Below are 13,092 nucleotides of genomic sequence, written 5' to 3'. Positions count from 1 at the left end.
TCCTCCTATATCTCCGGCAGCCGAAGCGGTGGCTTCCTGCCAGCTTCCACATACTGCCAAAACTTAACTTCTTCCTGCAACAGATACTCTAAATCTCTTTCAACCTCGGACCGTTCAATAAAGTAGTGCTTTGCCTGGGTTCTCACATCCGTCCCCCAAGTGCTAACCAGATGTGCCCGCAATACTACAAAGTCATAGCCAGTAACCAGAAGATAATGTAACACCTGTATGTAATAATTATCCGGTATGCGGTCCTTCCATTTCTCACGCTGCATACTCTGCAGAATGTTTGTAGTCTTTATCTCAAGTATGCCTTTGCGCCCGTCCTCATCCATAAGTTCACCGTCAAGGCTCGCCTGCATGAATGGGTGTTTTAAGCTTTGTAAAATCCTGAATTCATGGTGTTCCACCTTGTATTGTGGATAATCCAGTTTGAACAACTCACGAATGTGGGTTTCTGCTTCTTTCCCATATATTACATAGGGCTTATTGGAAATGTCTTCTGAAACGGTCCTGCCAGTTTTTTCCTCAAAGAGCTTTATATTTGTTTTATAGGGATTCATTCCAACTATGGCGCTTGCATCGCTTCCGCCAATCCCGTTAGTACGACCACCCAACCACGACATTTCATTTTGAAAATCGTAAATTTTATAACAGGCCATTGATTTTCTTTCCTTTCCGCCTTATAATAAAGGTGTAAAATTATTTTTTGTTATCTGAATCCTGAGAAGTTGCAGCTTCTTGGGATTCTTTTATTTCCTTAACATCCTCTATCCATATCATCATTTTCATCTCCTATCAAAATTCCTTCTCGTGCACATCGCCGTTTTCATAAACAAGTACCAGGATCTCACCATGCTTATCAGCTATAACGGCTTCGTTCTTATTAAATTCAATATTGAATTCGGAGAGTACGAAGTTATTGTACTCCAGCCATCTGTATATACAGAATTCCGCTATTGTCTTTGCTTTCTGTTTACCTTTCACGCTTCCTCCTCCTTTCCATATCATCCAATTCCTGTATAAAGTAATAGATCAGCAAGCAAATCCAAAAGCCAACTGTTATTGCTTCTAAGGCTGTCCAGGGCGTTTGAAACATGATCTGCGCTGTTTCCATTATGCAGGTTGTTGCCAGTAGGCTAATTACTTTGTTTTTCAAGGGCATTACTTCTTTCTTTTTTGTTATATAATCCGAGGTCTAAATACCAATTGACATATCTCCTTGCTTTCACTATAATTTAAATTCCGTTTAGCTCTGTTTCTGTTGGCGATCTAGTTAAGCCCGTTTAGAAGAAAAGCCAAAATGGTCCCCCACAATATTCCTAACGCTGGATACGTTATGCCGAAAATTTTATTGTGTAACGTATCTTTTTTATTGTTTCTAATACTGCTTACTTCTATTATAAGAAATGTCAATATCAATGCTTCCGATATATTAATGGTTATCAACATATCTGTCACTTTATCCTCTCCTTTCTACTACTTGTATAATGGGTTACTGGTCATCCAAAGATCATTTTCTTTATATCCTCCTTTCCTGACCGTTTTCGCATTGGTTTTTCTTCGCTAATAGATACCGGCTGTTCATTCCTATAAAATTGACTCATAGGAATTCTTATACTTTTCCCAATCCTTGGCGCTGTCTCAATTATGCCCTCTCTAATCAGATCATAGATATGATTCCGGGAGCATTTCATTTTTTCTGCTACTTCTTCAGGTGTGAAGAAACCATCGTCCGCTCTGGATTTTAGGTAATCTATGGCTTTTTGAAGCCTCTTGTTTTCTTCCTCTAACAGGGAAATTCTTTCTTCTATTCCCACGTTTCGCACCTCCTAACCTGCTTGCCTGTTGCTGTTATTCGCCATCTTATAAACTTCATCAGATACTGAGATATTAAGTTGGAACTTTTCTTTTACTCCCATTAGATCAACAGCGCTCTCAAGTAGTTCCTGCCGGTCGATAAGCATCTCAGGTGTCATTTCAGCCTTCTTTACCATTTTGGGAAATCCAAACCTCGTAGATACCGCCTTGTTTGCAATTATATTGGCTTTAATAAAATCTACCTGAACCGGTTTTCTTAATGTCTTGCATAATTTTGACATTGTTTCTTTTTGGTGTTCCTTATCTAGCATACGGAAGATCTGAAAGCCCTCCAGTCCGGTCGACTGGCGGAGGGTTTTAATAACACTGAATACCCAGCGTTTAAATTCCTTTGCTTCTTTTTTATGACTTCCGAATGTTGCGTCATAAATACCAAATTCCGATATTATTGATAATTCCTGCTTTCCTCCAAGGGTGTCCACTTTATGCACCCCCTTATCTTTTTGGTCAAGATTTCTAACCATTTGTGGCGTATGCTTATAGCCCAATGCTATTGCCACATCTTTTGCAACTGCCCACCACTCGCCGTCTTTCTCTACAAATCGAATGTTGCATCCGTTCCAGTTTTCTGTTTTCATGGTGATGCCCCTTTCCTATCCTGCTTTCTTATCATGCAATCTTTCCATTGCCCAAATTGTGTTTACACTCTGTTTTGCGAGTAGTAAGCTTTCGGTGTTAAGCTGCATCAGCATTTTTACAGTTTCTTTAATATCTTTCTTTTCTTTGTCACCCATGCTGTTCGCCTCCTTTCTTTGTTGCTATGTGATAAGTATATATCTCCTAGATTAATTTGTCAATAGTATTTTTAAATATTTTTGTTGCAAAGTGATATTATTTGTGTTACTATATATACATGGAGGTGATGAAATTGAACGATGGAGAAAGATTAAAACTTCTTCGAAAAGAACTCGGAATGAAGCAAGGAGATTTTGCAAAAGAAATATCTACTACACAAGGACATATTTCCGACATAGAAAATGGTAGAAAAAATTTATCTGAAAGAACAGCAAAACTTATTTGCTTAAAATCCTGGAGCGGAAAACTCGTTAATGAGGACTGGTTGGTTAGTGGAGTGGGGGACATGTTTCTTAAATTGGAAGAAACAGATGAATTAGCGAATATGGTATCTGATTTATTAGAAGAACCTGATAATGAGTTATTCATAATAATACAAGAAGTTATGCACACATATAGGGAACTAAAACCCGAATCAAAAGAACTATTCAAGGATATTTGTAAGTCATTAATAAATAACATAAAAAAAAGGGAAGGCTAAAGCCTTCCTCTCCGTTTCAGATGATTCAACAATATTATTTTTATTTGTTTTAAAATTAACTCGTCAGTATCGTCGCATAGTTTGAGAAGTTGATTAATAGTTTTGATTTGTTCTTCATTGATCATATATGTATGCCCTCCTTGATTTGGATGCAAAAACCCGAAATTCCTATGTAATTATAATACTACTGGCATTCGATTTTTGCAATAGTTTTTCGAACATAAGTTCTTGTTTTATTAATTTTTAGGAGGCGCGCCTTTAATATGATTAGATTATAGTATATAATTCGACAAAAGAAAATGTTAAAAACTGGAAATAATTCTATGTAAAGCGCCTATGATTACATAAATTTGTACATTGTTTATACTGGGTATCCAATAATTATTAATAAATTACAGTTTCGCGCAAACTTTCCCGGTTTTCGCGCAAAGACCAACCAAAGTGCTAATATATATTTTTGTTAAAAATCACTAACGCCTAATATCAGAAAAGAGGGTGATTTACAAAATGATTCATATAGCCGTGGTTGATGATGAGCATATATTTAGGGATTCTATAAGCGAGATTATAAAAAACAAAATGCAATGCCTAGAAATTCCATTTAAGATACACAAATTATGTGATGCGAAAAGTTTGATAGATCTTGTGGATTCCATTCCCATTAGCCTAATATTTCTTGATATTGATATGCCAGAATTCAATGGGCTTGATGCGGGAGAATATTTGTTCAAGCGAAATTACAATAGAGAGATTGTTTATGTATCCGGATATGAGAACTATGTATTTGACGCACTCAAATATTACCCATTTAATTTTGTTAGAAAAACTCATATGCAACACGAAATTCCCAGTACTATAGAAAACTTTATAGGAATTTATAATAACGATTATAAATTTATAACTATAACATCTGGATACAAAACTTTACGGGTATTATTAAAAGATATTTTGTATTTTTCAAAATCAGGGCGCAAGACATGCATTATACGACTAAATGATGATCCTATTTACACATGGGAATCTATGACTAAAATCGCAAAAACATGCTTAGATATAGGTTTTTGCAGAATATCAAAGGACAAAATTGTTAATTTAAAATATGTGGAAAGCATAGACAAGACAGAAGTGATATTAAATAATGGGATAACCTTGCCATTAAGTAAAGAATGGCTAGAGTCATCAGTGCAACAATTTTTAGTCTATAGGAGAAAATAAAAATGTTATCTAAGATCTAATTAAAAATTTAGAATGCAAAAGCATTTAGAAGAAAGAGGGAATAAGTTATGTCATTAATTAATTGCACCGAGTGTGGAGGAAAAGTATCCGAAAACGCAAAGAATTGCCCGCATTGTGGCAACCCTTTAGCATCCGAAAGTAGCGTACAGCACCAACAGATCGAGCAAAAGATCAGGGCAACGGAAATATCTTTTACTAATTCCCATAAAATCAGCGGAATGCTACTGGTTATTTTCGGCTTTTTAATCGCTCTAGTTAGCTTGCCTTTTATTCTCCCGTTTGGAATCATTTTCTTAATTGGAGGATTGGGCATTGTGGGGTGCGGATATAATATGTGCACTGCCGAATGTCGGGCAGATTGTCCGTATTGCGGGAAAGAAAACAAATTTTCGCGAAAAGCGGAAAGCCTTAATTGTAAATTTTGCCGCAAAACAAGTGTAAGGGATGGCGAAACACTAAAAACCGTTAATTAAACAATAAAAACCGCCCGGTGCCGGAAACACCGAACGGCTCAAATGTTACTATACAGACCACGAAGGACCATATAATAAGCCCTAGACAAGCATATTATATCATCTTTCCAAGCGTCTGTATAGGCGCTATTTTTATGTCTAAAACAGGAGGATGAACAACATGAGCATACAAGAAAAAAAGTACGCATCTAAGAAAACAGGCAAAACAACAATCAAGTATTATGCGAATGTGTATGATGTCAATACCAAACAGCGTTTTACCGGTCCGGTAAGGCTTACCAGGAAAGAAGCCGTGCACGATGAATCAGAAATTTTAAAGAAAATGGAAGACGGTTTAAGAATTGAAAAGAAAAATAAAAAAATGACTTTCGATCAGGCCGCCGCTTCTTGGCTGGATGCTACGGAAGGACATTATGCAAATTCAACCCTCAAGACATACAAGAGATATTACAGTGATTATATACAAGATATCTTTGAGGGGCAGGCAGTTACCGGAATTACTTCTGTTCATATTCAGAATTATATAAATGTCATGAAAAAGAAGTACGGAGCTGAAACCGTGAATAAATGTATCAATATACTTTCCAACATCTTTAATTATTCCATTGACACTCTGAAGATAATTCCCCAAAATCCCTGCTGCCGGGTGAAGCGAGCAAAGGTTGTTCTTCCAACAAAAACTACTTGGACGGATGAACAATGCATGTACTTCCTAAAGCTTCCAGAAGTACGGTTCTCGCGCTTCTACGGCATGTTTGTATTATCTTTATTGACTGGTGCACGCCCTGGTGAGGTATGTGGTATAGCAGAAACCGATCTTACGGAATCTGGTGAATTGACATTGCACAGAGGATTGGACAATGATCTTGTTGTCTCGGACATGAAGACCGCTCAGAGTCATCGAGGTCTTACTCTCCCAGAACCAATAGCAAAAGCTGTAGAACGTAGCTTACAATGGAAAAAGGAGATGCAGGCAAAGTATCCTGAGTTTGGAAATAACGACTTCTTATTTGTAAATGAAGACGGGAATCCAATAAAACCGGACACTTATTCAAAAGCGTTCAGGACGATTTTAAAGCGTCACAATGATAAGATGGAGAAATACTTGGATGCACACGGAAAACTCCCAAATGGCGGCGCTATTCTTCCACAGATTGCTTTATATGACTGCCGGCATAGCTTTGCCACCAACAATTTGAGTAATGATGAGCGGCACGAAGTAATTGCACAGATAATGGGGAATAGTGTTAAGACTCTCTTGTCCAGGTATGCGCACGTTGACACCAAAATGACAAGCAAAGCATTAGAAAATTATTCAAAACATGTAGCGATGTAGTAACAGAGTATAACAGAAAAAACGAATGACGTTAACCGTTTTCGTAAACCAAAAAAACGCGGGCCTGAGATCACTACTCTCAAACCCGCATAAATACTAATAAAACTAAGAGCGCGAGACGGGACTCGAACCCGCGGCCTCGACCTTGGCAAGGTCGCGCTCCACCAACTGAGCCACTCGCGCATATCTTACTTTTCTTTTTTATCTCCTTGAGACAAGAATTATAATACTATATCTTCCTGTATTTGTCAACAGTTATTTTGAAATTTTTTATATTTTTCAAATTGTATATTCTATTTTGTTAAAAATACTATAAAGAACGGTATACAAATGCTGTAAAAGTATCGTAAACATTGAAACTCTCCCTACAAATGTAACCGTTCTCTGCTTCATGATATTACTATATTATATAACTCATCACAGCTCATCATCACCAATATACTCCGTTTACTGCTTTAGCAGAACACTTAAAACATACTGATTATTCGGAAGTGTTTTATGAGTGATATTATTCAGACGAATTAAATCTAAATCCACCCAGATCTCTTCCGCCGCTATCATTACATTGGCGAACATGATACCCAGATTTAATTCTGCAAATTTTCCAAAGGTACCATTTGCCATTACAGCTTTCTTACAGAAGACATGGATTCTGTTTTCATAAACAACAAATCGCCATGGCTGGCTGTTATAGCTGGATGGAGCCAGCCTTGCGGTATCCAGGATCTCTTTCACCCAGGTCTTAGGTCTCTCTTTATATGCACACAGTTCATCCAGACTCAGACGCTTGGCCTCATAATCATGGCGGAACAGAGAGCCTTTGGGAAACCCAAATGCCAGAGCCGTGACAAAATCATACCCATCCTCTTCCATCTTTTTGTCTTTTCGTTTCGCCATACCGAGAAAGCAGCTTCCAATTCCTTTTGTATTTAGATACAGTGATATGTGTTCCATAATATAGCCTGCATGCAGATCTCTTTTTTCTTTCTTCTCAGCGTACAGAGCGATATAATAAGGCGCGCTTACATTTACCAGTCCACCGACACGGCCTCTTTTCGAAACATTATCAATAATTTCAACTTTCACACCAATTCCGGGAAATATCGGTTCTATTTCCTCTACAAATTCAAGGATTCCGCTTAAGATTTTATCATCTATTGCTTCCTTTTTAAAATTCCGTATCGATTTTCTGACATAAATCGCTTCGTACAGATTCATTCTTCTCACCCATTTAAACATTTTGTAACAATATTGTAACATGTTTTGATCAGAATATCTACTGAAAATTTGATGGAAAATTGTTTATTTTTTAAAGCATTACCTGTACAATTGTTCTAATTTATCCAAATAACTTCCAAAGACTTTCAAAGCTTCATCTACCGGTTCCGGCTGTGTCATATCTACTCCACACAACTTCAGTAAATCTATCGGATCCATGGAACTGCCCCCGCTTAAGAATTTCTTGTAGTTTTCTACCGCATCTTTTTCACCATTTAATATTTTACTGCTAATGGCAATTGCCGCTGAAAAACCTGTAGCATACTGATAAACATAAAACGGTGTATAAAAATGAGGTATTCTTGCCCATTCAAAAGCGATGTCATCGTCAATTATCATCCCGTCACCAAAATAAGTTTTATTCAAATTATAGTATACCTTGCACAATGTCTCCGCATTCAGCGTTCCGCCCTCTCCAACTACTTTATGAGTAGCTTTTTCAAATTCTGCAAACATAGTCTGGCGATAGAGAGTGCTCTTAAACTGATCGAGGAAGTAATTAATCAGATATGCTTTTTCCTGCTTATCCTCTGTCTTTTCTATTAAATGATGAATCAACAGCGCTTCATTGCATGTTGATGCCACTTCCGCAACAAAGATCTTATACCCCGCATAGATATAGGGCTGGTTTTCATCGGAATAATAGGAATGGAGTGCATGACCCATTTCATGTGCCAGGGTAAATACACTGTTAAGATTATTCTGGTGATTCAGAAGTACATAGGGATGGGTACCGTAAGCCCCCCAGGAATAAGCACCTGTTCTCTTTCCTTCATTTTCATAGACGTCAATCCAACGGCTGGCGAATCCTTGCTGAAGCAATCCCTGATATTCTTCTCCTAAAGGTGCCAGACCCTCCAGAACTATTTTTTTCGCCTGTTCATAATCAATTTTCATATCTACCCCAGACACCATTGAAACATGCAGGTCATACATGTGAAGGTCCTCCAGATCCAGTAATTTCTTACGCAGATCCACATACCGGTACATCAGGTTCATATTCTTATGAACTGCTTGGATTAGATTATCGTACACATGAACCGGAATATTACTGTCGTCCAGTGCCGCTGCCAGTGCGGAATCATAGTTTCTGGTTTTGGCGTAAAAAGCCGCCTGCCTGGCATTGGCATCGTAAATAGCAGCCAGTGTATTCTGGAAGCTCTTATAAGAGGCATATATGGTCTCGAAAGCTTCTTTGCGGACTTTCCTGTCCTTACTCTCCAAAAAGGATATATAGCGTCCCTGGGTCAGTCTGACGGTATCGCCCTTTTCATCTGTAATATCTCCAAATTTAATATCTGCATTATTAAACATGCTGAAAATATTTCCTGGCCCCTGTGCAATCTCGGAGACACCAGCCAGAAGTTCTTCCTCTTTTTCAGATAAAACATGATCCTTCTGCCTTATTATATTCGTTAAAAATTTCTGGTAACTTTCCAAACCTTTAGTTTCTGCCTTAAATTTCTCCAGTAATTCTGCCGGTATCCCCAGAATTTCCGGTACCACATAAGCGGTGGCACTGTTTAACATGGTCATAATTACCTGGGACTCTCCTGCCATTTGCTGATACTTGCCATTGCCGGTATTCTCATGTAATTTCTGGTTAGCATACACATATATTTTTTCCCCCAGCTGATTCATATCGCTGTAGGCATCCAGCATTTCCAAAAGGCGATTCCCGCTGTCCTTCAAATGTCCACGGAATGCTGAAAATTCTTCAATCATTTTTTCCAGCTGTCTGCTGTCTTCTTTCCAGGCTTCATCATTTTTGTATAGATCTTCCATTGCCCATGTATGTTCTGTCTTTTGTTGTTCTCTGGTTATAATCACGTTTCCTTCTGCCATATAAATTCCTCCATTCTTTTGCTTCCATTTCTTATGGATAAGTATACGAGCCTTAAAAAATACTGTCAAGGGGTGCAGTTGCTGTCTCTCATTTCTTCTGAAAAAACGCAAAGACAAAACCAGAGCAGCAAAGAAGCTGCTCCGGTTTCTCATAAGTATTAATCAGCAAAACCCAACTATAATGCATTTTTAGATCAAATATAAAACGTCCGCTGTAGAACTAAATACATTTCACAATAAAAACACTGCTGCCTTCCCTGTCATTAATGACGGTCTCTTTTACCAGTTTAAAATAATCTTGTTTTCGCAGCGTTCCAAGGAGCACCTCCCGCTCGTCAGAGTACATCACAATGCATCCGTCTTCTTTTAACAGCTCTTTGGATTTTGTCCAGAATTTCTCATAGAGTTTCTGTACGAATACCCGGTCCTTGGTTTTCGATACACCCGGCATGTTGGTTACAATCTCATCAAACAGGTATTCGTGACGGAAATCAAAATAATCACGGTTGATATAGTGAGCAATCATTCCGGCATTTTTAGTATTTTCTTCTGCTTTTACTACCGCTTCTTCCAAAATATCCAGTCCATATATCGGGTCGGCTTTCGCTATTTTACTGCGTTCAACCAACATTGTTCCCACTCCGCAAAATGGATCTAATACCTGTGCCCCATCCTTTAAATACTCTTTTGCAAGTTCCATAATAAGTGCTGCATTGCAGGGCGAAATAGACGTCGGCAGTGTCTGTTTCCGATAAGAAAACCGTTTATCCTCTAAAGTATAAAGCTTTAACAGCGGAATGAAATCCCCTGCTTTATTCTCAATCAGCCGCAATTCAATTTCATATTCCGAGGAAGAATTTATCAATTTTCTGTCCAGCTGCTTTTCCAGCGCTGCAGAGATCTTACGTATAAAAGGACCTTTTTTATCCAGCGTCATACGGCTCTTTAATTCAATGCGGTAATAAAACGGACCTTCCCCACTGTGCATCTCCTCCAGAAATGGCAAGAGTCCTGAGCGTTTAAGCTGGTAAGCCATTTCTTCCGGCGTACCTCTAAGCACCGGTGCTCCTTTAACCGGAAACAGCATTTCCTGATACGTCCGAATCGGCAGAATTTCTTCCAGTGATTCTGTTGCTACCCGAAGTCCCCCTGCCAGCATCTTAATCTCACCGTCTGCAATTTGGTTCTTCGTTACTTCCCTGTGGCTGCGATTTGTAAGCAATATCACTTCCAGAGGTTTATCAAGTCCTGTGAATTTATGCTTTTGGGGCTTCTCGTATTTCAGAATCATATTCTGCAGCAGGGCAGATTCTTCTCGTACATGCTTCATATTAGATTCCTCAACAGGATCATTTGTCAGCTGTAGAAGCCTTTCTTTTAACATTGCCAGATAATCCTGGTATTCATACTGTGAAACAGCTTTCAAAAAATCAGATTTAATAAATAGTTTTTCTTCCTTCTTATAAGCTTTCACTAATACAGGCAGCAAATCCTCACATTCCAGATCCCCCATAATAAGGGCGGCATTTTTCCTAACTTTTGCATCCTCATTCTTCAAAAGTGCCACAAACACCTCAAATTCGCCTGCCAGTTCATACGCCAGTGCACGTTTTGCATACGGCTCCTTCATTTCCTGTCTTAGAGAAATCAAATTTTTTCTTATTTCACTGCCATCACAAATATTTTTATACAACTCTTTTATCATAAAGCTCCTTACAGGCTACGTGCCCGCTCTCTCTATTTTTCTTTTTCCATAATTTTTTTACGGCTTACTTCCAGTACAAGTTCTCTTAATTTATCAGTAACCTCAAATTCTTTTGCTTCTTCCACTCCGTAATTCATCTGCAGATCATACTCCAGCGGCAGCCAGGTGGACAGATCTGATTCGTTGTGCTGGATAACGGCTTCCATCTTATCCAAGACATGAAATAATCTGGCCTCATTGGTTTCGTTTTCCTCCATCTCCCTATGGAGATCCAAAAATTCCTGCCTTCTGCCCCCATCCAGCATTTCGGCAATATTTTTGATTTCCAATCCTTCAACCGCCCTTGCTTCATCCGTCTTTTCAAAACAGGGAATATCACCCGTTACGGCTTCTCCCATATCATGGATCAGACACATGTGCATGACCTTTTCCATATCCAAATCAGGAAAATCGTCCCTTAAAAGCCAGGCGAATAGAACCAGTCTGAAGCAGTGCTCCGCTACACTTTCTTTTCTTCCAGAAGAAGTCTCACAGTGCCTGGTATTGCACTTAAGCTGTTCTGACAGCTTCAGGAATTCTAATATGGCTTCTGCATGCACGGTTATCCCTCCATCACTTTAACATAATAAGACCGGTTGCGAGGACCGTCAAATTCACAGAAATAAACCGCCTGCCAGGTACCCAGAATCAGTTTCCCATTCTCCAATATCAGAGTGGATGATGCGCCAACAGCCGCGGATTTCATATGTGCATGGGAATTTCCTTCAAAATGGCGGTATTCTTTATCCTGAGTTGGGAACACCTTTTCATAACCATATATAAAATCTGTACATACATCCGGATCACAATTTTCATTAATCGTGATGCCTGCCGTGGTGTGAGGACAATAGATCACTACAATTCCATCCGCAATCCCACTCTTTTTCACATCTTCTTTTATGCTTGCCGTAATATCCACCAGGCGCTGGCGCTGTGATATTGTTAAATTATGCTTATAGGTATTCATTTCATATACTCCTCCATATAATTTCCTACATCTGTTTTAAACGCTTCCCATTTATCTTCATTTTCTACAAAATACTTGGGGCATATTTTCCCGGTTACATCGTAATGCCGGATAATCTGATCCGTCCCCAGCTCGAACTTTCCGCAAAGAAAAGCTACCAATTTAACCAGCGATTCATAGGTTGCATCATTATATTTTCCACTTTCATCCGGGTGGCAGCATTCAATGGAAACGGTATCCTGATTTCTGTCATTTGAAGCATATGCCATCTCAGAAGTGGGTACACACTGAATAATTTCTCCGTCCAGACCAACGATAAAATTACTGCTTAAATAATCATTCTGCAGGTCCTTGAGGCTGTCGAAATAGTCCCTGTTTTCCTGAGCCGTAGTCATGGGATTGGCAAGATAATGTACAACAATGGCTGTGATCTTATCGGTGGGTATCCCGGGTCTGGAATATGGATTGATATCAAGCAGCTGGACATCGATATCCGGCTGGGGTATAGGATTTGAATCTTCCGTCTCCGCTGCCGCCTGGGTTTCTGCAGTTGTTTCGGTCACACTCACCGGCTGAGCTTTATGGAAAATCAGCCTGTACCCTACAACAGCAAGAACGATAATAAATATCCCTACTCCTGTCACAATCGTTCTTTTCACCATTTCCACACGCTGCTGATTTTGTGTTTCTCTTCCTCCCCTGGACCTTCTTTGGGACATTCTTCTTTTATTTCTCTGACTGTTTCTCATTCGTATTCTCACTTGACCGCATTCATAACAAAAGCCTGTCTGCGATACTGTCTAATTAATTATGTGAAAATGTTTTCACATTTTTATCAGTTTCAATTCCGTACTGTCTAAAGTTTTTGAACTTTAATTCAAACACGATCTAGTATAGCTTCAAATTGTGAAAATTTTTACAACATTTCCTTATTTTTTTCTTAACACATAATAAAAAGCCTGCATAAACATCCCATTTAACAGCTGTTACCTCCCGGTTAGCTATACGATTTTACGAAAAAATAGCGCTTCCACTTTAACAGTGCGGCGCTACTTT

Annotated in this window: 15 protein-coding genes and 1 tRNA gene; 4 read left to right on the top strand and 12 right to left on the bottom strand. The window is 38.8% G+C overall.

Features of this window, described 5'->3' with window-relative positions; genetic code table 11:
- Positions 1 to 5 precede the first annotated feature (5 nt).
- From ACH2DQ_RS02105 to ACH2DQ_RS02085, 5 genes are all read right to left on the bottom strand, one after another.
- Positions 6 to 662 carry a lambda-exonuclease family protein gene (locus tag ACH2DQ_RS02105; RefSeq protein WP_395025332.1) on the bottom strand — a complete coding sequence of 219 codons (657 nt, stop codon included), beginning with the start codon at positions 660 to 662 and terminating at the stop codon, positions 6 to 8.
- 136 nt (positions 663 to 798) lie between these two features.
- Positions 799 to 987 carry a hypothetical protein gene (locus ACH2DQ_RS02100; protein ID WP_395025330.1) on the bottom strand — a complete coding sequence of 63 codons (189 nt, stop codon included), beginning with the start codon at positions 985 to 987 and terminating at the stop codon, positions 799 to 801.
- Positions 988 to 1,502: 515 nt separating this feature from the next.
- The gene (locus ACH2DQ_RS02095) at positions 1,503 to 1,820 is read right to left on the bottom strand and encodes a helix-turn-helix domain-containing protein (protein WP_395025328.1); all 318 of its coding nucleotides are present in this window, start codon (positions 1,818 to 1,820) and stop codon (positions 1,503 to 1,505) included.
- Positions 1,821 to 1,832: 12 nt separating this feature from the next.
- Positions 1,833 to 2,459, bottom strand: coding sequence for a Bro-N domain-containing protein (locus ACH2DQ_RS02090; RefSeq protein WP_395025326.1), 627 nt, complete (start codon positions 2,457 to 2,459; stop codon positions 1,833 to 1,835).
- Between the two features lie 15 nt (positions 2,460 to 2,474).
- A complete protein-coding gene (locus ACH2DQ_RS02085) occupies positions 2,475 to 2,615 on the bottom strand; it encodes a hypothetical protein (protein WP_395025324.1) in 141 nt (46 codons plus the stop codon).
- A gap of 134 nt (positions 2,616 to 2,749) precedes the next feature.
- Between ACH2DQ_RS02085 and ACH2DQ_RS02080 the strand changes: the two genes are divergently transcribed.
- From ACH2DQ_RS02080 to ACH2DQ_RS02065, 4 genes are all read left to right on the top strand, one after another.
- Positions 2,750 to 3,157, top strand: coding sequence for a helix-turn-helix transcriptional regulator (locus ACH2DQ_RS02080; RefSeq protein ID WP_395025322.1), 408 nt, complete (start codon positions 2,750 to 2,752; stop codon positions 3,155 to 3,157).
- Between the two features lie 507 nt (positions 3,158 to 3,664).
- Positions 3,665 to 4,372 carry a LytR/AlgR family response regulator transcription factor gene (locus tag ACH2DQ_RS02075; protein ID WP_395025320.1) on the top strand — a complete coding sequence of 236 codons (708 nt, stop codon included), beginning with the start codon at positions 3,665 to 3,667 and terminating at the stop codon, positions 4,370 to 4,372.
- Between the two features lie 68 nt (positions 4,373 to 4,440).
- Positions 4,441 to 4,866, top strand: a complete 426-nt coding sequence (locus ACH2DQ_RS02070) for a hypothetical protein (protein ID WP_395025318.1) — start codon at positions 4,441 to 4,443, stop codon at positions 4,864 to 4,866.
- A gap of 160 nt (positions 4,867 to 5,026) precedes the next feature.
- On the top strand, positions 5,027 to 6,202 hold the full coding sequence (locus tag ACH2DQ_RS02065) for a tyrosine-type recombinase/integrase (protein ID WP_395025316.1): 1,176 nt from the start codon (positions 5,027 to 5,029) through the stop codon (positions 6,200 to 6,202).
- A 110-nt stretch (positions 6,203 to 6,312) separates the two neighbouring features.
- Here the strand turns inward: ACH2DQ_RS02065 and ACH2DQ_RS02060 are convergent.
- The 7 genes from ACH2DQ_RS02060 to ACH2DQ_RS02030 form a co-directional block, all read right to left on the bottom strand.
- Positions 6,313 to 6,385, bottom strand: a tRNA-Gly gene (locus ACH2DQ_RS02060).
- Positions 6,386 to 6,649: 264 nt separating this feature from the next.
- Positions 6,650 to 7,420 carry a nitroreductase family protein gene (locus ACH2DQ_RS02055; protein WP_394912720.1) on the bottom strand — a complete coding sequence of 257 codons (771 nt, stop codon included), beginning with the start codon at positions 7,418 to 7,420 and terminating at the stop codon, positions 6,650 to 6,652.
- A gap of 99 nt (positions 7,421 to 7,519) precedes the next feature.
- A complete protein-coding gene (pepF, locus tag ACH2DQ_RS02050) occupies positions 7,520 to 9,325 on the bottom strand; it encodes an oligoendopeptidase F (protein ID WP_394912721.1) in 1,806 nt (601 codons plus the stop codon).
- Positions 9,326 to 9,545: 220 nt separating this feature from the next.
- The gene (locus tag ACH2DQ_RS02045; RefSeq protein WP_394912722.1) at positions 9,546 to 11,030 is read right to left on the bottom strand and encodes a methyltransferase; all 1,485 of its coding nucleotides are present in this window, start codon (positions 11,028 to 11,030) and stop codon (positions 9,546 to 9,548) included.
- Between the two features lie 32 nt (positions 11,031 to 11,062).
- The gene (locus ACH2DQ_RS02040; protein WP_394912723.1) at positions 11,063 to 11,629 is read right to left on the bottom strand and encodes an HD domain-containing protein; all 567 of its coding nucleotides are present in this window, start codon (positions 11,627 to 11,629) and stop codon (positions 11,063 to 11,065) included.
- 2 nt (positions 11,630 to 11,631) lie between these two features.
- Positions 11,632 to 12,036, bottom strand: coding sequence for a secondary thiamine-phosphate synthase enzyme YjbQ (locus tag ACH2DQ_RS02035; RefSeq protein ID WP_394912724.1), 405 nt, complete (start codon positions 12,034 to 12,036; stop codon positions 11,632 to 11,634).
- Positions 12,033 to 12,785, bottom strand: a complete 753-nt coding sequence (locus ACH2DQ_RS02030; protein ID WP_394912725.1) for an N-acetylmuramoyl-L-alanine amidase family protein — start codon at positions 12,783 to 12,785, stop codon at positions 12,033 to 12,035. The genes ACH2DQ_RS02035 and ACH2DQ_RS02030 overlap by 4 nt, the downstream gene beginning before the upstream one ends.
- Positions 12,786 to 13,092 lie beyond the last annotated feature (307 nt).

The sequence above is a fragment of the Robinsoniella sp. genome, assembly GCF_034124845.1.
Note: the sequence above shows the minus strand (reverse complement) of the source record. Positions and strands in the feature narration are given on the sequence as shown.